Here is a 20,435-nt window from a genome sequence, read left to right on the forward strand (position 1 = left end):
GCGAAATGAGCCAGGCCTATTTCATCGCGGGTACCGATACCGATGTCGGCAAGACCACCATCGCAGCCGGGCTGTTGCATGCCGCACGGCTGCAGGGCCTGAGTACGCTGGGGGCAAAGCCGGTGGCGTCCGGCTGCACAGTGACCGCAAAGGGGCTGCGCAACGCTGACGCCCAGGCATTGATCGACGAGAGCACGCTCAAACTGCCTTATGAAGCGATCAACCCTTTTGCATTTGAACCTGCCATCGCGCCGCACGTGGCGGCGCGTGAAGCGGGTGTGACGCTGGAGGTGCCGGCCCTGCTCCAGGCCATGCGTCACGTGCTGGATCAGGGCGCGGATTTCACCCTGGTCGAAGGTGCCGGTGGCTGGCGCGTGCCGCTGTCCGGCCATGCCAATCTGTCCGACCTGGCAATCGCCCTCAAGTTGCCGGTGATTCTGGTGGTAGGGGTGCGTCTTGGCTGCATCAACCATGCATTGCTCAGCGCCGAGGCAATCGCCAGGGACGGGTTGCAACTGGCAGGCTGGGTGGCCAATGTCATCGACCCGCGTACGTCGCGGTTGGAGGAGAACCTCGCCAGCCTGGCCGAGCGCTTGCCAGCGCCTTGCCTGGGGCGGGTGCCCAAGCTCAAGCAAGCGACTGCCGATGCAGTCGCGGAACATCTACAGCTGGACTTGCTGGACTGAGCGCCATGCCTCACGTCTATCAGATAGCACGGGGCCATTAGCGATTTAAACGGGCCTTTATGGCCCGGGCCTGTTTTAATCAGGCCTGTACACATCCAGCGTCATTGGAGTTTTGACATGGAAATCACCGGTAGCTCCGCCTACTACGCGGGCCTCAGCGCCATACAGAGCGGGCAGAACCGCGTCGACCAGGCGGCCAGCCAGATCGCCAGCAACACTGTCGAACGCGCCGCCACCAGCCAGTCCAGCGATTTTCAGGCCGAGCGCCTGCGTGCGGTTGACCGCAGCCAGCAGATGGACCTTGCCACCAGCACTGTACAGCTGGCGCTGGGCAAAACCGAGGTCGAACTGGGCGCGAAAGTCGCCAAGGCTTCCGACGAAATGCTCGGTCGGTTCATCGATACCTACGCCTGAAGGCACGGCACTTTCACAAACCTGCACAGTGCTCTGTGGATGCGGGCCCGCCTGCGGATGCGTTTGATCAGGCTGGATTTTTTGCCTGAGCCGACGCCTTCGTGGGCAGGCCCGCTGCCATTGTCGTGGGCGTCTTTTCAGGCGATGGCATAAACGCCATGTTTCGCGGCATAAATGGCACCATAGTCCCTCCTTGACATCGGTCAGTCCTAAACGTAAGTTTCAAACAACTGTTTGACCGAAAGCCGGCAAGAGCTGGTCGGTATCAGCGGTCTCCCTACCGGACTCATCACAGAGGTTCATCGCAATGCCTGATTACAAAGCCCCCTTGCGTGATATTCGCTTCGTTCGCGACGAGCTGCTTGGCTATGAGGCGCACTATCAGAGCCTGCCGGGTTGCCAGGACGCAACGCCCGACATGGTCGACGCGATCCTCGAAGAAGGCGCGAAATTCTGTGAGCAGGTGCTGGCCCCGCTGAACCGTGTCGGTGACCTGGAAGGCTGCACCTGGAGCGAGTCCGGCGTGAAGACCCCGACCGGTTTCAAGCAGGCCTACGAGCAGTTCGTCGAAGGCGGCTGGCCAAGCCTTGCCCATGATGTCGCCCATGGCGGCCAGGGCCTGCCAGAGTCGCTGGGCCTGGCGTTGAGCGAGATGGTGGGTGAGTCGAACTGGTCGTGGGGCATGTACCCGGGCCTGTCCCATGGTGCGATGAACACCATTTCTGCGCACGGTACTGTAGAGCAGCAGGAAACCTACCTGACCAAACTGGTATCGGGCGAATGGACAGGCACCATGTGCCTGACCGAACCGCACTGCGGCACCGACCTGGGCATGCTGCGCACCAAGGCCGAGCCGCAAGCTGACGGCTCCTACAGCATTTCCGGCACCAAGATCTTCATTTCTGCCGGCGAACACGACATGGCCGATAACATCGTCCACATCGTGCTGGCCCGCCTGCCGGATGCCCCAGCCGGCACCAAAGGTATCTCGCTGTTCATCGTGCCGAAGTTCCTGCCCAGCGCCGAAGGCGGCGTGGGTGAGCGCAACGGCGTGAGCTGCGGCTCGCTCGAGCACAAGATGGGCATCCACGGCAACGCTACCTGCGTGATGAACTTCGACAGCGCCACCGGCTACCTGATCGGCCCAGCCAACAAGGGCCTGAACTGCATGTTCACGTTCATGAACACCGCCCGCCTGGGCACCGCGCTGCAGGGCCTGGCACATGCCGAGGTGGCCTTCCAGGGTGGCCTGAAGTACGCCCGTGACCGCCTGCAGATGCGTTCGCTGACCGGCCCCAAAGCGCCTGACAAGGCTGCTGACCCGATCATCGTGCACCCGGACGTTCGCCGCATGCTGCTGACCATGAAGGCCTTCGCCGAAGGCAACCGCGCCATGGTCTACTTCACCGCCAAGCAGGTGGATATCGTCAAATACAGCCAGGACGAGGAAGAGCGCAAGAAGGCCGACGCCCTGCTGGCCTTCCTGACCCCGATCGCCAAGGCCTTCATGACCGAAGTCGGCTTCGAGGCGGCCAACCACGGCGTGCAGATCTACGGCGGCCACGGCTTCATCGCCGAGTGGGGCATGGAGCAGAACGTGCGCGACAGCCGTATCTCCATGCTGTACGAAGGCACTACCGGCATTCAGGCCCTCGACCTGCTGGGCCGCAAAGTGCTGATGACCCAGGGCGAAGCGCTCAAGGGCTTCACCAAGATCGTGCACAAGTTCTGCCAGGCGCAGGAAGGCAATGAGGCGGTCAGGGAGTTCGTCGAGCCGCTGGCTGCGATCAACAAGGAATGGGGCGAACTGACCATGAAAGTGGGCATGGCCGCCATGAAGGACCGCGAAGAAGTAGGCGCTGCATCGGTGGATTACCTGATGTACTCCGGTTATGCGTGCCTGGCGTACTTCTGGGCCGACATGGCACGCCTGGCTGCCGAGAAGCTGGCTGCCGGCACTTCGGAAGAAGCCTTTTACACCGCCAAGCTGCAGACGGCGCGCTTCTACTTCCAGCGTATCCTGCCGCGTACCCGCACGCACGTGGCGACCATGCTGTCCGGTGCCAGCAACCTGATGGCGATGGACGAAGAGCACTTCGGCCTGTCCTACTAAGCCGCAAGGCGTCACTGAAACCCGCTTGCCTTCACCGGCAGGCGGGTTTTCGTATTTTTGGGGCCGCTACGCCCCAAGATCCGGTTACAAGAAAAGCTCAAGCCCTCCGCCCCTGCTGCCGTTAACCCCCCGTGCATTCATCTATTCATGTGCGCTGCCGATGAAGTAAAGGCACAATGCCATTATTGATCTGCCGGGTCGGAGATTACCCTTGTTTCGTTTAAACGCTGTACGCGCAAGCCACTTCCTGCCTTCGCTGTTCCTCTTGCTGGCAGGGCTTGCGGCGGCATACGTGAGAGACCTCAGCGTCTTCTTCACATCACTGTTCAATGTCCTGCCCACCTTGGTCCTGCTGCTGGGTGGCGCCTACTGCGCGGTCTACCGTCGCCAGCGTGAGCTGTTCTTGATGGTCACGGTGTACATCGCCTACTTTCTGCTCGATACCCAGACCGACTACTACCGTGACCATGGGCGTGTGCGCGAGGACGCAGCGGTGATTTTCCATCTGGTGTGCCTGCTGCTGCCTGCATTGTTCGGGCTATTTGGCGCCTGGCAGGAGCGCACCCACCTGGCCCAGGACCTGCTTGCCCGGTTTGCTGTGCTGTTCGCTGTGGGTAGCGTGGCAGTGGCACTGGAGCAAAGTTTTCCCCAGGCACTGCTGGCCTGGTTGGCGGAAATCCGTTGGCCGTCGCTGCATGGGCAGTGGATGAGCCTGATCCAGATGGTCTACCCGTTGTTCATCGGTGTCTTCATGCTGCTGGTGGTGCAGTACCTGCGTGAGCCAAGGCCCTTGCATGCGGCCCAGATCATCGGGCTGATCGGTATCTTCTGGATGCTGCCCAAGACGTTCATCCTGCCGTTCACGCTGAACATCATGTGCAGCCAGGTAATGCTGATGATCGCTGCGGCGGTCTCTCACGAGGCCTACCAGATGGCCTTCCGTGACGAACTGACCGGCCTGCCTGGGCGGCGCGCGTTGAACGAACGCATGCAGCGCCTGGGGCGCAACTACGTGATTGCCATGACCGACGTCGATCACTTCAAGAAATTCAACGACACCCATGGCCACGATGTCGGTGACCAGGTATTGCGCCTGGTCGCCAGCCGGCTGTCGAAGGTCACCGGTGGTGGGCGCGCCTACCGCTACGGTGGCGAGGAATTTGCCTTGGTCTTCGCCGGCAAGACCGCCGAGGAATGCGTGCCGCATGTGGAAGCCGTGCGCGAGATGATCGCCAACTACACGATGCAACTGCGTGACCAGAACAACCGGCCACAGGACGATTCCGCCGGGCGCCAGCGCCGCAGCGGCAGTGGTGCTGGCACGGTATCGGTGACCATCAGTATCGGCGTCGCTGAACGCCTTATCGAACACCGCAACCCCGAAGAAGTGCTCAAGTCAGCCGACCAGGCGCTTTACAGCGCCAAAGGTGCCGGCCGTAACTGTGTCATGGTTTACGGCCAACAATCACGGCGCGGAGCCGTTCGCACTGCGTGACCATAATTGACTATATGGTCGCGTGATGACCCTATGTCTCGCAAAAGTTGTTCGGTTACACTGGATTCAACCCCGTGCTGCGGTCCTTCGAGACCGCCCCGACCCCACCAGCGAGAGGTTGTCATGGCTGAATATAAAGCGCCGCTGCGCGACATGCGCTTCGTTCTGAATGAAGTCTTCAACGTGGCAGAGCTGTGGGCGCAATTGCCTGAGCTGGCCCAAACGGTCGATGCGCAAACCGCACTTGCCGTGCTGGAAGAAGCAGGCAAGGTCACCAGCAAGTCCATCGCCCCGCTCAGCCGAGCGGCTGACGAAGAGGGCTGTCACTGGGAAAACGGTGCGGTAAGCACCCCGGCTGGCTTCATCGAGGCCTACAACACTTACGCCGAGGGCGGCTGGGTGGGTGTGGGCGGCGATCCCCAGTACGGTGGCATGGGCATGCCCAAGGCGATTTCGGCCCAGGTTGAAGAAATGGTCAACGCGTCGAGCCTGGCGTTCGGCCTGTACCCGATGCTGACTGCGGGTGCCTGCCTGTCGATCAACGCCCACGCCAGCGAAGCGCTCAGGGAAAAGTACCTGCCGAACATGTATTCCGGCGTGTGGGCAGGTTCCATGTGCCTGACCGAGCCGCATGCCGGTACCGACCTTGGCATCATCCGGACCAAGGCCGAGCCCCAGGCCGATGGCAGCTACAAGGTCAGCGGCACCAAGATTTTCATTACTGGCGGCGAACACGACCTGACCGAAAACATCATCCACCTGGTGCTGGCCAAGCTGCCTGACGCACCGGCCGGGCCAAAGGGCATCTCGCTGTTCCTGGTGCCCAAGTTCCTGGTCAACGATGACGGCAGCCTTGGGGCACGTAACCCGGCTACCTGTGGCTCGATCGAGCACAAAATGGGTATCCAGGCTTCGGCAACGTGTGTGATGAACTTCGATGAAGCTGTAGGTTACATCGTCGGCGAGCCGAACAAGGGCCTGGCGGCGATGTTCACCATGATGAACTACGAGCGCCTGGGCGTGGGCATTCAGGGGTTGGCCACGGCCGAACGCTCCTACCAGAATGCCGTCGAGTATGCCCGCGACCGTTTGCAGAGCCGTGCGCCCACCGGCCCGCAGGCCAAGGAAAAGGCGGCCGACCCGATCATCGTCCACCCGGATGTGCGCCGCATGCTGCTGACCATGAAAGCGCTGATCGAAGGTGGCCGCGCCTTCTCCACGTACGTGGCAATGCAGCTGGACAGCGCCAAGTACAGCGAAGAGCCGGGTACGCGCAAACGCAGTGAAGAGCTGGTGGCGCTGTTGACGCCGGTAGCCAAGGCGTTCCTCACCGACCTGGGCCTTGAGTGTGCGGTGCATGGCCAGCAGGTGTTCGGTGGCCATGGCTACATTCGCGAGTGGGGCCAGGAGCAACTGGTACGCGATGTGCGCATTACCCAGATCTATGAAGGCACCAACGGTATTCAGGCCCTGGACCTGATGGGCCGCAAGGTGGTGGCCAGTGGTGGTGCCTACTACAAGCTGTTCTCTGAGGAGATTCGCCAGTTCATTGCCAGCGCGGGTGGCGACCTGGATGAGTTCGCCAAACCGCTGGGTGCCTACCTCGATCAACTCGACGGCCTTACCGAGTGGGTACTGGAGCAGGCCAAGGGCAACCCGAATGAGATTGGTGCTGCGTCGGTCGAGTACCTGCATGCCTTTGGCTATGTCGCCTATGCCTACATGTGGGCGTTGATGGCGCGGGCGGCCAAGGCGCGCGAGGGCGATGAGGCGTTCTACTCGGCCAAGCTGGGGACGGCGCGGTTCTACTTCGCCAGGCTGCTGCCGCGGGTGGATTCGCTGGTGGCTTCGGTCAAGGCGGGGAGCGAGTCGTTGTACTTGCTGGATGCCGAGCAGTTCTGACGACTGGGATACACGCCCGCCGTTTGTTGATGAACGTTGTTTGTAAGCATTTTCCTACATCACGCGGTGACTTTTCGCCACTGGTGTCAGATTGGATCCACGGCTAATCTTGCTACATGGACGTTGCGCAGGAAGCGCAAAGGACAGAACAGGGACAAACGAAGGATTTCCTGCCAGGACGGTGGGGCGATAGGGATGTCACAGGGAAAAAGTCTGGGAAAACCCCGCTTCGGCGGGGTTTTCTTTGCGCGCGTGTATTTCAGCCAAGCACATCCAGCGGTGAAGCCCCCAGTTGCCGTGTGTCGGCTTCTTCCTCGAGCAGCGTGCGCAGCAACTCGACCGATGCCTGCTGGCGCTGGGCATCGCGAAATACCAGGCCAACCTTCAACGGCACCCGCGGCTCGCTCAATGGTTTCCACAGCAACCCTTGGTCATCGTCGGCAGCCTCCTTGGCGCGGCCAGGCAGGATAGTGGCCAGTGCGGTGTGGGCCAGGCTGTCGAGAATGCCGCCCATGTTGTTCATCTCCGCCTGAACCTGCGGCCTGCGCCCCAGGCTGGCCAACTGTTGCTTCCAGATCTGGCGGATCTGGAACTCCTCGCCAAGCATCAGCATCGGCAGTTCTGCAGCTTGTCTGATAGAGACTTTCTTGAAGTCCTTCAACGGATGGGTATCAGGGATCACCAGCTGCAGTTCATCTTCGTACAGTAGCAAGCCGTGTAGCCCAGGTTGGCGTGGCGGCAGGTAGCTGATACCGATATCCAGGTTGCCGTTGAGCAGGCGTCGTTCGATTTCCAGCCCCGACAGCTCATAGATCTGTACCACAAGATGCGGTTGGGCCTTGCGCAACCGCTCAAGCAACTGCGGCACCAGGCTCGGCCGAACCGTCTGTAGTACGCCGATGGCCAGCGTGCGCAAGGACTGGCCCTTGAAGTTGCGCATCGCTTCGTGGGCGCGCTGCAGCCCATCGAGCAGGGGCAGGGCGTGGTTGTACAGGGTGTGGGCCGCCAAGGTCGGCAGCAGGCGCTTGTTGCTGCGCTCGAACAGGCTCAGATCAAGGCTGTGCTCAAGCTGGCGGATCTGCTGCGAGAGGGCCGGCTGAGACAGTGACAGGCGTTCAGCAGCGCGGCCGACATGGCCTTCTTCATACACCGCGACGAAATAACGCAGTTGGCGAAAATCCATAAGTATTACTTATCGAAAAAGCTGAAAAAACGGAATGGCCGCAAGCGCCGCCGAGGCCTAGTCTATCGCCGTATTCCAGCGGGTTACAGCGATCAATTCGCGCATTGTTACCCCGTTTGAGAAACACTTTTGATAGGAAAGGCAAAATTATCAAGCGCCGGCGCCAAGACCGGACGTTGCCCTTTGCCGTGACTGGCCGGAGCCCCCGATGAACCTGTTCAACCTGCGCCGATCGGCCCCCGCCGCGGCTGTCGTGCCCAAGCGTGCGCCGGTAAGCGTGCCAGACGCATCGGCGTTGTCCCGCGAGCGCCTGATGCCCGGCGCCGAACGTGCGCCACAAGTGTTCGTGCGTGGCCAAGGCTCCTGGTTGTGGGACAACCAAGGGCATGCTTACCTGGATTTTACCCAGGGCGGCGCGGTAAACAGCCTGGGCCACAGCCCCAGCGTGTTGGTCAAGGCGCTGGGCAATCAGGCCCAGGCGTTGATCAACCCAGGGGCCGGTTTCCATAGCCGTGGTTTGCTGACGCTGGCCAACCGCTTGTGCCAGAGCACCGGTAGCGATCAGGCGTACCTGCTCAACAGTGGCGCCGAGGCCTGCGAGGGGGCGATCAAGCTGGCGCGCAAATGGGGCCAGCTGCACCGCAACGGCGCTTATCACATCATCACTGCCAGCCAGGGCTGCCATGGCCGCAGCCTGGGGGCCCTGTCGGCATCCGATCCGCTGCCGTGCAACCGCTGTGAACCCGGCCTGCCGGGTTTCAGCAAAGTGCCATTCAATGACTTGGCGGCGCTGCATGCAGAAGTCGACTCGCGAACTGTGGCAATCATGCTCGAGCCGGTCCAGGGCGAGGCAGGCGTGATTCCCGCGACAAGGGAATACCTCAAAGGCGTCGAGCGGTTGTGCCGTGAGCTGGGCATCCTGCTGATCCTTGACGAGGTGCAGACCGGCATTGGCCGCTGCGGAGCATTGCTGGCCGAGGAAACCTACGGGGTGCGCGCTGACATCATTACCTTGGGCAAAGGCCTGGGAGCCGGCGTGCCGCTGGCGGCCTTGCTTGCTCGTGGTACCGCTTGCTGCGCGGCCCCCGGCGAGCTGGAGGGCAGCCACCACGGTAATGCGCTGATGTGCGCTGCAGGCCTTGCGGTACTGGATACCGTACTGGAGCCGGGCTTTTTCGAGCATGTCCAGGACAGTGGCCGCCATCTGCGCGATGGCCTGAGCCGCCTGGCCGGCCGCTATGGCCAGGGCGAAGTGCGCGGCCAAGGGCTGCTCTGGGCGCTTCAGTTGCAGGAACATCTGGCCAAGGACCTGGTGCAGGCAGCCTTGCACGAGGGCCTGCTATTGAATGCGCCGCAGGCCGATGTGGTGCGTTTTACACCGGCGCTGACGGTGAGCAAAGGCAATATCGATGAAATGCTCCTGCGCCTGGCCCGGGCCTTCGCACGCCTGCACGCGCAGCAGCATGCCCGCCGTGAAGTCTCGGCCTGATAAGAATTCTACGAACCGTCTGGCGTTCCTGCGCATCGCCCCTGGCCTGATTCATTTGGCCCGGGGCGTTTTTTTTGTGGTGTGGCAGGCCTTTGCGAGGCGGCTGCGGCCTGCAAAAAACCGCGACGTGCACCAGTGGAACCTCTGTGATGCCCAGCTAGTCTCTGTTTAGACCCTTTGAGGAGAAACTTGCATGGACATCATTCGCATCATCATCGCCATCATCCTGCCGCCGCTGGGTGTGTTTCTGCAGGTCGGCTTCGGCGGGGCGTTCTGGCTGAATATCCTGCTGACCTTGCTGGGGTACATTCCGGGTATCGTGCATGCGGTGTATATCATCGCCAAGCGCTGAATCTGCTGGGGCCGCATCGCGGCCCCAGGTTTCACAGGGCCAGCACCCGGCAATAGAATTTCCATTCCTCCTCAAGGGCATGTGCAAGGTTTTCGGCCTTTCGAAAGCCATGCCGTTCGCCCGCATAGAAGTGCCCCTCGGCCTCGATGCCATTGGCCGTTAACGCTTCAAGCATCGAGCGCGTCTGCTCCGGCACCACCACAGCATCCAGTTCACCCTGAAAGAAAATCACCGGTACGTTGATCTGCTCGGCATGCAGCAGTGGAGTACGTTGGCGATAGCGCTCGGCATCCTGTTGCGGGTCACCGATCAGCCAGTCGAGGTAATCGCCTTCGAACTTGTGCGTGGCGCGGCCAAGCGCAACCGGGTCACTCACCCCGTAGAGGCTGGCACCGGCACGGAAGACGTCATGGAACGCCAGGGCGCACAGGGTGGTATAACCGCCGGCACTGCCGCCACGTATGAAGGCTTTGCGGGGGTCTATCAAACCGCGTTCGGCCAGGTGTTCGACCGCCGCGCAGGCATCCTGTACATCGCTCTGGCCCCAGCGCAAGTGCAGGGCCTGGCGATATTCGCGACCATAACCAGTACTGCCCCGATAGTTCAGGTCGGCAACGGCGAAGCCACGCTGGGTCCAGTACTGAACCCGTGGGTCCAGGACCGGATAGCAGGCTGAGGTTGGCCCACCATGGATGAACACCACCAGCGGGGAAGGCCCTTTGGCGCCGGCTGCCGGGTAAAAGAAACCATGGGAAACCTCGCCGCCACTGTCGTAGAGGATGGATTGCGGCTGGCTGATGCAATCGGCTGGCAGTAACTCGGCGCCGCCTGCCAGAACCCGTACTTCGTGGCTTGCCCGGTCAATGGCAATGACGGCTGGCGGGCTGATCGGCGAGGCAGCGATTGCGTAGAGATGCCCGGCGTCGATGGCCAGGCTACGAAAACGGCTATAGGCACTGGCGAAACGCTCCATCTGGCCGTCGACGGTGCGTAGCCCGAGTTGCCCAACGCCACCTTCGAACCAGCTGGCCAGGTAGCTTTGTGGTCCGATTGCCAGCCAGGTGCTGTTGCCCAGTTGCCAGGGTGCGGCAGCGTGGTCTGCAGGCTCGGCGGGCAAGGCTTGCCATAGCCCGCCCAACTCGCCCCAGGGCTGCCAGAAACCATTACGGTCGGACAGGCAGTACAAGCGCCCTTGCGCGTCGAAGCGAGGTTGCTGGAGGGACTCGTCATTCGCCGCGATGCAGCGCGCCGCGCCCCAGCTACCGTCACTTTGCCGTTCGCGACACATCAGCCGTGTGACTGTCCATGGCTGCGCCGGCCGGTCCCATTCGATCCAGGCCAGGCGTGTGCCATCGGCGCTGATCGTGGGGGATGCATAGAAATCAGCGCCTGCGGCGAGCACTTCAACGGCGGTCTCACCCAATGCCACCAGGCGATGTTCCACACTCTCGCCATGGCACTCCTCGACCGCCAGCACTTGGCCGTCGTGCCATTGCAGGTCGCCGTAACGGCATTGGGCATTCTGGGTCAACGCATGCGGTGGCGCGCCATCAAGTCCCTGGTGATAGATCTGCTGGTCCTTCTCGTTGACGAACACCACTGCGTCATCGCTCAGGCAGAAACTGCCTCCACCGTATTCATAGACCCGGCTGCGCACGCTGAAGCCGTCAGGCGTGAGGCAGCGTGCCTGCTGGTCACGCCAGCACCAGATGCGGCAAGCACCGTCGGCCGGGCGAAATTCATTCCAGAACAGGCCTTGGGGGCTGGCTTTGAGTTCGGCGAAATCGGTGCCGGCGGCGACAGCCTGCGCGGCACTGAATTCACCCGCGGGCAATGACACGTGAGTTGCGCTCATTACGGAAGGTCATCTGTTCAATGGCGAGGTCGGCTGTTTCTGCCTCCTCGCGGGCCTTGAGGATGATGCCGTGGTCGCTCGACTTGGCGCACACCGGGTCGGCGTTGCTGGCATCGCCGGTGAGCATGAAGGCCTGGCAGCGGCAGCCGCCGAAGTCCTTTTCTTTCTCGTCGCACGAGCGGCAGGGCTCGGGCATCCAGTCATAACCACGGAAACGGTTGAAGCCGAACGAGTCGTACCAGATGTGCTTGAGGTCGTGATCGCGGACATTCGGGAACTGCACCGGCAGCTGACGTGCGCCATGACAGGGCAGGGCAGTGCCGTCCGGCGTGATGGTCAAAAACAGGCTGCCCCAGCCATTCATGCAGGCCTTGGGGCGCTCCTCGTAGTAGTCCGGCGTGACGAAGATCAGCTTGCACGGGTTGCCTTCGGCCTTGAGCTTTGCACGGTACTCGTTGGTGATGCGTTCAGCGCGCTCAAGCTGCTCACGGGTCGGCAGCAGGCCCAGGCGGTTGAGGTGCGCCCAGCCATAGAACTGGCAGGTTGCAAGTTCGACGAAGTCGGCTTCCAGCGCTACGCACAGCTCGATGATGCGGTCGATCTTGTCGATGTTGTGCCGGTGGGTGACGAAGTTGAGCACCATCGGATAGCCATGGGCTTTCACTGCCCGGGCCATCTCCAGCTTCTGTGCGAAGGCCTTTTTCGACCCCGCCAGCAGGTTGTTCACCTGCTCGTCGCTGGCCTGGAAACTGATCTGGATGTGGTCCAGGCCGGCGTCCTTGAAGTTGGCGATACGTGCCTCGGTCAGGCCGATGCCGGAGGTGATCAGGTTGGTGTAGTAACCCAACCGGCGCGCTTCGCCGATCAGCTCGGCGAGGTCCTGGCGCACCAGCGGCTCACCGCCGGAAAAGCCGATCTGCGCGGCACCCATTTCACGGGCCTCGGCCATCACCTTGAACCACTGCGCGGTCGACAGCTCCTTGCCCTGTTCGGCGAAGTCGAGGGGGTTGGAGCAGTACGGGCACTGCAGCGGGCAGCGATAGGTCAGTTCGGCCAGCAGCCACAGCGGCAGGCCGACCGGTACCTCAGGCGAGTGTGATCCAGTGTTCGCCACGGGCCACCTCCATGAATTGCTCGATGTCATCAGCGACTTCGGGCACACCAGGGAATTGCTGTTCGAGCTCGGTGATGATCGCGTTCACATCACGTTTGCCGTCGATCAGGCCGCCTATGAGGGAGGCGCTGTCGTTGAGCTTGATCATGCCCTCAGGGTAGAGCAGCACGTGGCCTTTCTGCGCCGGTTCGTACTGGAACCGGTAACCGGGGCGCCAGTTCGGCACTTGCTTGCGGTCGAAACTCATAGGGCAATCCCCTTGTGCCATACCCGTTGCTGGGTGACGGTGTGATACGGCGGGCGGTGCAGCTCGTAGGCCATGCTCATGGCGTCGAGCATGCTCCAGAGGATATCCAGCTTGAACTGCAGGATTTCCAGCATACGCTCCTGGCCCGCCCGGGTGGTGTAGTGCTGCAAGGTGATCGTCAGGCCGTGCTCGACATCGCGCCGGGCCTGGCCCAGGCGGGTGCGGAAGTACTCGTAGCCGGCAGGATCGATCCACGGGTAGTGTTGCGGCCAGCTGTCCAGCCGCGACTGGTGGATCTGTGGGGCGAACAGTTCGGTCAGCGAGCTGCTGGCCGCTTCCTGCCAGCTGGCACGGCGGGCGAAGTTCACGTAGGCATCGACGGCGAAGCGCACACCTGGCAGCACCAGCTCCTGGGAACGCAGCTGGTCCGGGTCGAGCCCCACGGCCTGGCCCAGGCGCAGCCAGGCTTCGATACCACCGTCTTCGCCCGGGGCTCCGTCGTGGTCGAGCAGGCGCTGGATCCACTCGCGGCGCACTTCGCGGTCCGGGCAGTTGGCCAGGATCGCGGCATCCTTCATCGGGATGTTCACCTGGTAGTAGAAGCGGTTGGCTACCCAGCCCTGGATCTGTTCGCGGGTAGCGCGCCCTTCGTACATCGCCACGTGATAGGGGTGATGAATGTGGTAGTAGGCGCCCTTGGCGCGCAGGGCCTGCTCGAATTCGGCAGGCGACAGTGGCAGTGCCTCGCTCATCGGGCCTCCTTACAACTCGATGCTCATGCCGTCGAAGGCGACTTCCACACCGCGGCGCTGGACCTCGGCGCGTTCGGGGGAGTCTTCGTCCAGAATCGGGTTGGTGTTGTTGATGTGGATAAGTACCTTGCGCTGGCGTGGGAAACCGTCCAGCACCTCGAGCATGCCGCCGGGGCCGTTCTGCGCCAGGTGACCCATTTCGCGGCCAGTGCGGGTGCCGACGCCGCGGCGCTGCATTTCATCATCCTCCCACAGCGTGCCGTCGACCAGCAGGCAGTCAGCGCCGTGCATCATTGCCAGCAGCTTGTCGTCGACCTGGCCCAGGCCGGGCGCGTAGAACAGCTTGCCGCCGGTGCGGGTGTCTTCCACCAGCAGCCCCAGGTTGTCGCCCGGATGTGGGTCGAAGCGGTGCGGGGAGTAAGGCGGTGCGGCGCTGCGCAGCGGGAACGGAGTGAACCTGAGGTTGGGGCAGGCCGGGATGACAAAGCTGCCCTCGAGCTCGATGCGGTTCCACTGCAGGCCACCGTTCCAGTGGCTGAGCATGTTGAACAGCGGGAAGCCGGTGGTGAGATCCTGATGGACCATGTCGGTGCACCAGACCTGATGCGGGCAGCCTTCGCGCAGGCTGAGCAGGCCGGTGGTGTGGTCGATCTGGCTGTCGAGCAGGACGATGGCATTGATGCCGGTGTCGCGCAGGGCACGGGCCGGCTGCATTGGCGCGAAGGCCTGCAGTTGGGCACGGATGTCGGGTGAGGCGTTGCACAGGATCCAGTGCACACCGTCGTCGGACAGGGCAATCGACGACTGGGTGCGTGCCGTGGCGCGCAGGCTGCCATCGCGATAGCCCTTGCAGTTGGCGCAGTTGCAGTTCCACTGCGGGAAGCCACCGCCGGCGGCGGAACCGAGAATCTGGATGTACATGGTTGCTCTCTATCCGAACTGTCCGAAGAACCGTAGCCGAAAAAACGACAACGCCCCGGCTGGCCGAGGCGTTGAAACGCAGGCAGTGCTTAGCGGCTTGCGAAGTACATGGTCACTTCGAAGCCGATACGCAGGTCAGTGTATGCAGGTTTGGTCCACATGGTTTTTGCTCCTTCCGGGTTAGGGTAGAGGGTTCAGCTATTTGTTTGGCGTCGCCTCGCGCCGAAGGTTCCGGCGGCTGAGATAGCGTTATCTTACAAGAAAATCTTGTACCGAAAGGTTAATTCTTCGAAAAGCGCCCTTGCGGTATACGTAACAATTGACCCCGGATCAGTGCCAGGCCCCCGCTGGCGCAGGCCCATTGGCCAGGCAGAGCAAGGGTGAATCGGCTGCGAGCAAGCGGCCCAGCAAATCGTCCAGATGCGCCTGTTGCGTCTTCAGGATAGCCACGCGTAACGCGGGCAGATCGTCGGGTAGTGTAGCCAAGTGTGTCTGCCATGCCCAATCGGCAAGCTCCGCGTTGGCCATGGCTGGCTCGTCGAACTGCGCCGCCAACCTTTGCCGTGCAGCAGCGTCGAGACATACACCTTGGCGCAGGAGGGTGAGCAGGTGACCGAGGATCTCGGCGTGGGTGGCACGGGGCGATTGCACGCCGAACAGCAGCCCGCCGATGCCCTCGACCTGACGAAAGGTACTGAATACGGCGTAACCCAGCTGCAATTCCACCCGTAGCCTTTGGTACACGGGCCCTTGCAGCAACTGGGCGAGAAGCCGGCCGCAGGCTTGCTGATGGTCAGGCACGGGGCAAAAAAGCAACAGTGCGGGTTCGCTGCCCGGCACCTTGGCGTGATGCCAGCGGCGGCCGTGCCAGTCGGGCGGAGGTACCGGCATGCCAAACTGCCCGGGGCAGCCTTGCAATGCTGCGCTCAGGGCCTGCAGGGCGGTTGCGTCGAACCCCACAGCCAGGCCATGCCATCGGCTGTGCTGCCATGCATCGTCGAGTGCCTGTTGATTGAGCGCGCGGGTTGGTTCGGGCTTTGGCACTGCGCCGGTGAGTGCATCTGGCAGTTGGTTGAGCAGGGCCCTGATCGGGATCAGCAAGGGGGGCTGTTGTGTCGCAGGCTCCCAGTCAGCGGGCGAACGCAAGCACGCCATCGCGAGTTCGACGGCCCTCGTGACCGCTGCGGGCAGGCCAGTGCAACGCAGCTGCCAATTTTCGCCTGCGGCACTGAACTGCAGTTGCAACGCGGCACGCTCGCATCGCGCCTGTAGCGGCTGCAGGGCGCGTTCGAGCACGGCGTGCAAGCCCTGGCGCAGGGCCGAAGGCACTTGCCAGCGCAGGTGAACTGCCCCGTATTGGCGTGCCGCCGGCAGTTGTTCACTGACCGTCAGCGCTGCAGGCAATTGAGGCGTCTGCGTGGGGGGCAAGCCGGTAAACAGCAAAGGCTCGGGTGCTGGCAGCTGCCATTGCCCATGCTTGCGCGATGGCAGGCCTTCGAGCAGTGCCTGAAGTGCGCAGAGTGCTTGTGCATCAAGTGCCGCCAATGGCTGGCCTGCGCTGTCACGGCGGGCCAACTCGAGGGGGCTGGCGTTGCGTTCGCGGCTCTGTTGCAGAAGGCCGAACTCGGCGTTCAGGTCCGCCGGGCCGGATTGCCGGATAAAGCCGAACCATCCGTGCAGCAGGGCGTGTACTTCCTCTGCGCAGGCGTCTGCGCTGAGTTCGAGCTCGATGTGCCAGAGCATCTGCCCGGCGAAGGCGTACAGCATTTCTGCCTTGAAAGTTTGCAGCCAGCTGCGCTGGCGCAGTGCATCCAGCCAGGTGCCCGGCCTGCTGTCGCTCAAACCGGCAATCAGCAACTCCAATGCTCGTTCGCCACCAAGGGGCAGGTTTTCATGGGTGAATACCAGGGCTGTGTTCGTGTTCGACAGGGCAGGTGGCGGTGTTTGTGGCGTGCGTTCGCCGAAGGCAAACAAACCAGCGTAGTGCCTGCCAAGCTGTTCGAGCTCATCCAGCGGTTGCGGCCCACACAGGCTCAAGGTGATCTGGCCACCGTGGTAGTAGCGTTGATGGAAATCTGTGAGGGCCCGCTGAAAGGCAGGATCCTGCAACGCCAGGGTATACCGGTTGCCAGCATGAAAACCGCCTAGCGGATGGCCAGCCGACACTGATTGCAGCAGGGCAAAATCCTTCTGGGCCTTAGGGTTGCGCGACCAGGCGATGAATTCGGCATGGATCACTTCACGCTCGCGGCGCTGGCGTTCGCTACCCAGGTCGGGTTCGGCGAGCATCTGGCAAAGGCGCTCCAGCCCGCCGGCCAAGGCTGCGGGCGGGACTTCAAAGAAGAAATCTGTGGTGCGTTCGCGGGTGCTGGCGTTGACCTGCCCGCCGAGGGTCTGGACGTAGCGCATCAGGCCGTCATCCAAGGCGAATCGAGGAGTGCCGAGGAAGAACAGATGCTCGAGAAAGTGCGCGAGCCCAGGCCATTTTGCCGGAGCATCGTGGCTGCCCGCGTGGACCCTCAGCGCAGCAGCCGAGCGCTTGAGCCGCGGGGCATGGCGCAGGGTGAGCTGCAGGCCGTTGGCTAATACGAGGTGGCGAGTGGCATCAGGCATGGGGGCTCCGGGGTAAGCACTCATGCTAACAAATTAGTTGGCCTGACCGCCGGCAAAGGCTGTTCTCAGCCCCGCCGCAGGTGCAATTCCTGGCGCAGATCTGCGAGGTAAGGAAACGCTTTGCGGCCCTGCACCACCTGTTCATGTTCCAGTTGTGCCAGCAGCTGGCACTCATCCCGACCGGCCATGGCCAGCAGGCTGCCATCCGGCCCGATGATGCTGCTCTGGCCGCAGTACTGGATCTCGCCCTCGGCCCCGCAATAGTTGGCATACACCAGGTAGCACTGATTTTCCTGGGCCCGGGAGCGCACGGTCACCTGACAGACAAAATCATACGGGGTCATGTTTGCGGTCGGCACCAGGATCAGCTCAGCGCCATCCAGCGCCAGGCGCCGGGCATTCTCCGGAAACTCGATGTCGTAGCAGATCAGCAGCCCCACCTTCCAGCCCTCCAGCTCGACCACCGGAAAGTGGTCGGCACCGGGGCTGAACATGGCGCGGTCCAGCTCACCGAACAGGTGCGTCTTGCGGTAATTGCACAGGCTGCGGCCATGGGCGTCGATCAGTTGCACGCTGTTGTAGATCGCGCCATCGTCAGTGCGCTCGGGGTAGCCGTAGACGATGGCGATGCGATGCGCCTGGGCGATCTCCACCACCTCCATGGCCGACGGGCCATCATCGGCCTCTGCCAGGCGTTCTACCTGTGCCAACCCGATGTTGTAGCCGCTCAGGAACATCTCCGGACACACCAGCAACTGCGCGCCGCGCTCGGCCGCCAACTGCGCCTGGTGGCGCAGCCGTTGCAGGTTGCCGGGCACGTCCAGCGGGTTGGGCGTGCCCTGGAACAGAGCGATGCGCATGCTGCCTCCTTGTCTCAGTCTGCCAGGGCGATCGGCCCGATCTCGTCGAACACGTCGCCTGGGCCTGGATTGTCCGGATGGGTCTGGCCACCGAAGTGGTTCATGATACCCCACACCGCATTCAGCGAAGTCTGCACTGCCCCCTCGACCCAGGCCGGGGTCCACGACACGTCATCGCCGGCAATGAACATCCCGCGCTGCTCCATTGGCATGTCCTGCTGCATGAAGTGCGCGTACATCCGTTGGTTGTAGCGATAGTGGCCAGGCAGTGCGCCCTTGAAGGCACCGAGGAAGTGCGGGTCGGCCTCCCAGGAAATGGTGATCGGGTCGCCGATGATATGCCCGGCGATATCGGTCTTGGGGTAGATCTTCTTCAGTGCATCCAGGGCCAGTTGCACGCGTTTTTCCACTGGGTGCGGGAGCATCTTCAGGGCGTCGCTCATCCAGGCGTAGGACAGGCAGATCACGCCGGGCTTGTCGTCGCCGTTATCGAACAGGTAGGTGCCGCGGGTCAGCCGATCAGTGAGGGTCATGCTCATCAGGTCGCGGCCGGTTTGCGGGTCTTTGTCCTTCCAGAACGGGCGATCGACCATGACGAAGGTTTTCGACGACTGCATGTAGCGGGTACGGTCCAGGGCCATCCACATCTTTTGCGAGAACAGTGATTCTTCACAATCGATCTGGGTGGTCAGCAGCCAGCTCTGGCAGGTGGCGAGCACGGCGCCGTAGTGGCGGGTGTCGCCCCAGTTGTCGGTGACGGCCAGGCGCCCGTCGGCTGCGCGGGCGATGCGCTTTACCCCGGTGCGTGGTGCGCCGCCATGCAGCGCGCTCAGGCTGGTGCCCTCGGGCCAGTGGGCGCAGCGCTCAGGTACATGGCGCCAGATGCCCTGCGGTACCTGCTCCACACCGCCGACGATCAGGTGCTGGTGGTCGTCGCAGTTGGTCATCACCACACGGAAGATTTCCAGCATCGAGTTGGGGAAGTCCGAGTCCCAGCCGCCTGTGCCGAAGCCGACCTGGCCGAACACCTCACGGTGCTGGAAGCTCAGTTGGGCGAACGAGCGCGAGGTGGCGACGAAGTCGTAGAAGGTGCGGTCGTCCCACAGCGGCACCAGCTTGTTCCACAGCGCTTTGAGGCGCGGAACATCGCGATCGCGGATCGCCTGCTGGATATCGGCGAACTGCGCGCCGCTTTCCAGTGCGTCGGCCCAGGCATCGGCTACCTCGTGGAACAGTTTGGGCAAATCGCTGACTTTTTCGGCGTAGTAGGTCTGGCCTTCCAGGTCGATCACCGTGCTGCCGGATGCCGGTGTCAGCGGGTTGGGGAAGGGCTTGGTTTCCAGGCCCAGCTTGTCCACATAGTGGTAGAAGGCGGTGGAGGACACCGGAAAGCGCATGCCGCCGAGCTCGGCGATGACCCCGTCGGTGCCGTTGAAGGCCTGCGAGCGCAGTCGGCCACCCATTTTCGAGGCCTCATACACCACAGGCTTGAGCCCCAGCTTCATCAGCTCGTAGGCCGCCACCAGGCCTGCGATGCCGGCACCGACGATAGCGACTTCCGCACCGTGGCGATCAGCCGGAATACTGCCCAGCCCAGCCGGGTGCTCCAGCCAGTCGTCGAAGCCGAACGGGAAGTCCGGGCCGAAGATGGTGATGGGTTTCTTGCCGTCGGCCGGGTGGCGGTTTTTCTTGTTCATTGCTGTGACCTTGCCAGAGCGGCTGCGCAGGGGCGGAGCCTGAGTATAGGAGATGCCTGGTGGTCATTTTAGGGAGCGGGGTGTTCGTAATTAAGATGCAAAATGCCGTCGTATTGGCTTTTTTTTCGTCATAACGACATGGCTATAAATACTTGTGACGATTTTTGCTCGGCAACTGTACCGCTGTCATCTAGAAGGGCTGGCCGCGGTCCACTTTGCTGCTGAGGATGATCGAGGTGGTGGTCTTCTCCACGCCCTCGACGCTACCGATCTGGTCCAGCAGTTGGTCCAGTTGTTCTGGCGAATCGCTGCGCAGCCACGCTACGTAATCGAACTCACCGCTGACCGCGCACAATTGCTGCACTTGCCCCATGGCAGCCAGGCGCCGCACCACGTCCTTGCCGGAGCGCGGTTGCACCTTGATCCCGACATAGGCTTGCAGGCCGCCATCGACCAGGCGCTGGCCCAGTCGCACGCCGTACCCGGTGATGACTTTTCCCTTCTCCAGCCGCGCCAGGCGCGAGTTGACGGTGGTGCGAGCGATACCCAGATGGCGGGCAAGGGTGGCGACGCTTTCGCGGGCATTGATCTGCAGCAGGGCGATCAGTTGGTGATCGATTTCATCGAGGGCGATTGGGCGGGGATTCGACATGGCGAGTCTCTACAGTGGGCTTGGTAGCCTAGCCACGCAGCGCCAATCAGGGCAAGGCAAAGTGCTGCTGCGTGGCTGACTTAATTGCGG

At 62.4% G+C, this 20,435-nt stretch carries 18 protein-coding genes; 7 read left to right on the forward strand and 11 right to left on the reverse strand.

Going from position 1 to position 20,435, the window contains the following annotated elements; genetic code table 11:
- Positions 1-5 precede the first annotated feature (5 nt).
- The 5 genes from bioD to IWW33_RS13195 all read left to right on the forward strand — a co-directional run bounded on the left by bioD (position 6) and on the right by IWW33_RS13195 (position 6,610).
- Complete coding sequence (gene bioD / locus IWW33_RS13175) at positions 6-686, forward strand: dethiobiotin synthase (protein WP_174141944.1); 681 nt, start codon at positions 6-8, stop codon at positions 684-686.
- Positions 687-803: 117 nt separating this feature from the next.
- Positions 804-1,100, forward strand: coding sequence for a hypothetical protein (locus IWW33_RS13180; protein WP_012316593.1), 297 nt, complete (start codon positions 804-806; stop codon positions 1,098-1,100).
- Between the two features lie 307 nt (positions 1,101-1,407).
- Positions 1,408-3,213: a phenylacyl-CoA dehydrogenase gene (locus IWW33_RS13185; protein WP_174141943.1), complete on the forward strand. Its 1,806-nt coding sequence runs from the start codon at positions 1,408-1,410 to the stop codon at positions 3,211-3,213.
- 211 nt (positions 3,214-3,424) lie between these two features.
- Complete coding sequence (locus tag IWW33_RS13190; protein WP_115273049.1) at positions 3,425-4,708, forward strand: GGDEF domain-containing protein; 1,284 nt, start codon at positions 3,425-3,427, stop codon at positions 4,706-4,708.
- A gap of 123 nt (positions 4,709-4,831) precedes the next feature.
- Entirely contained in the window at positions 4,832-6,610 is a 1,779-nt protein-coding gene (locus IWW33_RS13195) for an acyl-CoA dehydrogenase C-terminal domain-containing protein (RefSeq protein WP_174141942.1), read from the forward strand.
- 259 nt (positions 6,611-6,869) lie between these two features.
- Here the strand turns inward: IWW33_RS13195 and IWW33_RS13200 are convergent, their stop codons facing one another.
- Positions 6,870-7,793, reverse strand: a complete 924-nt coding sequence (locus IWW33_RS13200) for a LysR family transcriptional regulator (protein ID WP_119687879.1) — start codon at positions 7,791-7,793, stop codon at positions 6,870-6,872.
- Between the two features lie 208 nt (positions 7,794-8,001).
- Here IWW33_RS13200 and IWW33_RS13205 point away from each other — a divergent pair, with 208 nt between their 5' ends.
- Entirely contained in the window at positions 8,002-9,282 is a 1,281-nt protein-coding gene (locus IWW33_RS13205) for an aminotransferase class III-fold pyridoxal phosphate-dependent enzyme (protein ID WP_115273048.1), read from the forward strand.
- Positions 9,283-9,475: 193 nt separating this feature from the next.
- Complete coding sequence (locus tag IWW33_RS13210) at positions 9,476-9,634, forward strand: YqaE/Pmp3 family membrane protein (RefSeq protein ID WP_012316587.1); 159 nt, start codon at positions 9,476-9,478, stop codon at positions 9,632-9,634.
- A 31-nt stretch (positions 9,635-9,665) separates the two neighbouring features.
- Here the strand turns inward: IWW33_RS13210 and IWW33_RS13215 are convergent, their stop codons facing one another.
- The 10 genes from IWW33_RS13215 to IWW33_RS13260 all read right to left on the reverse strand — a co-directional run bounded on the left by IWW33_RS13215 (position 9,666) and on the right by IWW33_RS13260 (position 20,345).
- Positions 9,666-11,489, reverse strand: coding sequence for a S9 family peptidase (locus tag IWW33_RS13215; RefSeq protein WP_174141941.1), 1,824 nt, complete (start codon positions 11,487-11,489; stop codon positions 9,666-9,668).
- The gene (gene pqqE, locus IWW33_RS13220; protein WP_119687876.1) at positions 11,455-12,603 is read right to left on the reverse strand and encodes a pyrroloquinoline quinone biosynthesis protein PqqE; all 1,149 of its coding nucleotides are present in this window, start codon (positions 12,601-12,603) and stop codon (positions 11,455-11,457) included. Before pqqE ends, IWW33_RS13215 begins: the two co-directional genes overlap by 35 nt.
- Complete coding sequence (gene pqqD, locus IWW33_RS13225) at positions 12,575-12,850, reverse strand: pyrroloquinoline quinone biosynthesis peptide chaperone PqqD (protein ID WP_012316584.1); 276 nt, start codon at positions 12,848-12,850, stop codon at positions 12,575-12,577. Before pqqD ends, pqqE begins: the two co-directional genes overlap by 29 nt.
- Entirely contained in the window at positions 12,847-13,602 is a 756-nt protein-coding gene (gene pqqC / locus IWW33_RS13230) for a pyrroloquinoline-quinone synthase PqqC (protein WP_046787558.1), read from the reverse strand. Before pqqC ends, pqqD begins: the two co-directional genes overlap by 4 nt.
- Before the next feature lie 9 nt (positions 13,603-13,611).
- Entirely contained in the window at positions 13,612-14,523 is a 912-nt protein-coding gene (pqqB, locus tag IWW33_RS13235) for a pyrroloquinoline quinone biosynthesis protein PqqB (RefSeq protein WP_046787559.1), read from the reverse strand.
- A gap of 89 nt (positions 14,524-14,612) precedes the next feature.
- Positions 14,613-14,684 (reverse strand): pyrroloquinoline quinone precursor peptide PqqA, encoded by a 72-nt coding sequence (gene pqqA / locus IWW33_RS13240; protein WP_008365141.1) that lies wholly within the window; start codon positions 14,682-14,684, stop codon positions 14,613-14,615.
- A gap of 169 nt (positions 14,685-14,853) precedes the next feature.
- A complete protein-coding gene (gene pqqF, locus IWW33_RS13245; protein ID WP_174141940.1) occupies positions 14,854-17,136 on the reverse strand; it encodes a pyrroloquinoline quinone biosynthesis protein PqqF in 2,283 nt (760 codons plus the stop codon).
- Between the two features lie 65 nt (positions 17,137-17,201).
- The gene (locus IWW33_RS13250) at positions 17,202-17,996 is read right to left on the reverse strand and encodes a carbon-nitrogen hydrolase family protein (RefSeq protein WP_046787561.1); all 795 of its coding nucleotides are present in this window, start codon (positions 17,994-17,996) and stop codon (positions 17,202-17,204) included.
- A gap of 14 nt (positions 17,997-18,010) precedes the next feature.
- Positions 18,011-19,693 carry an NAD(P)/FAD-dependent oxidoreductase gene (locus tag IWW33_RS13255; protein WP_125924622.1) on the reverse strand — a complete coding sequence of 561 codons (1,683 nt, stop codon included), beginning with the start codon at positions 19,691-19,693 and terminating at the stop codon, positions 18,011-18,013.
- Positions 19,694-19,883: 190 nt separating this feature from the next.
- Positions 19,884-20,345: an Lrp/AsnC family transcriptional regulator gene (locus tag IWW33_RS13260; RefSeq protein WP_115273044.1), complete on the reverse strand. Its 462-nt coding sequence runs from the start codon at positions 20,343-20,345 to the stop codon at positions 19,884-19,886.
- Positions 20,346-20,435 lie beyond the last annotated feature (90 nt).

Origin of the sequence: Pseudomonas sp. M2 (assembly GCF_015751845.1) — a bacterium.
Taxonomy (GTDB): Bacteria; Pseudomonadota; Gammaproteobacteria; order Pseudomonadales; family Pseudomonadaceae; genus Aquipseudomonas; species Aquipseudomonas putida_E.

What these genes read in the sequence shown, in the direction of transcription:
- bioD (WP_174141944.1), top strand. Translation starts at nt 6, where the DNA reads ATGAGCCAGGCCTATTTCATCGCGGGTACCGATACCGATGTCGGCAAG.
- IWW33_RS13180 (WP_012316593.1), top strand. Translation starts at nt 804, where the DNA reads ATGGAAATCACCGGTAGCTCCGCCTACTACGCGGGCCTCAGCGCCATA.
- IWW33_RS13185 (WP_174141943.1), top strand. Translation starts at nt 1,408, where the DNA reads ATGCCTGATTACAAAGCCCCCTTGCGTGATATTCGCTTCGTTCGCGAC.
- IWW33_RS13195 (WP_174141942.1), top strand. Translation starts at nt 4,832, where the DNA reads ATGGCTGAATATAAAGCGCCGCTGCGCGACATGCGCTTCGTTCTGAAT.
- IWW33_RS13200 (WP_119687879.1), bottom strand. Translation starts at nt 7,793, where the DNA reads ATGGATTTTCGCCAACTGCGTTATTTCGTCGCGGTGTATGAAGAAGGC.
- IWW33_RS13205 (WP_115273048.1), top strand. Translation starts at nt 8,002, where the DNA reads ATGAACCTGTTCAACCTGCGCCGATCGGCCCCCGCCGCGGCTGTCGTG.
- IWW33_RS13210 (WP_012316587.1), top strand. Translation starts at nt 9,476, where the DNA reads ATGGACATCATTCGCATCATCATCGCCATCATCCTGCCGCCGCTGGGT.
- IWW33_RS13215 (WP_174141941.1), bottom strand. Translation starts at nt 11,489, where the DNA reads ATGAGCGCAACTCACGTGTCATTGCCCGCGGGTGAATTCAGTGCCGCG.
- pqqD (WP_012316584.1), bottom strand. Translation starts at nt 12,850, where the DNA reads ATGAGTTTCGACCGCAAGCAAGTGCCGAACTGGCGCCCCGGTTACCGG.
- pqqC (WP_046787558.1), bottom strand. Translation starts at nt 13,602, where the DNA reads ATGAGCGAGGCACTGCCACTGTCGCCTGCCGAATTCGAGCAGGCCCTG.
- pqqB (WP_046787559.1), bottom strand. Translation starts at nt 14,523, where the DNA reads ATGTACATCCAGATTCTCGGTTCCGCCGCCGGCGGTGGCTTCCCGCAG.
- pqqF (WP_174141940.1), bottom strand. Translation starts at nt 17,136, where the DNA reads ATGCCTGATGCCACTCGCCACCTCGTATTAGCCAACGGCCTGCAGCTC.
- IWW33_RS13250 (WP_046787561.1), bottom strand. Translation starts at nt 17,996, where the DNA reads ATGCGCATCGCTCTGTTCCAGGGCACGCCCAACCCGCTGGACGTGCCC.
- IWW33_RS13255 (WP_125924622.1), bottom strand. Translation starts at nt 19,693, where the DNA reads ATGAACAAGAAAAACCGCCACCCGGCCGACGGCAAGAAACCCATCACC.
- IWW33_RS13260 (WP_115273044.1), bottom strand. Translation starts at nt 20,345, where the DNA reads ATGTCGAATCCCCGCCCAATCGCCCTCGATGAAATCGATCACCAACTG.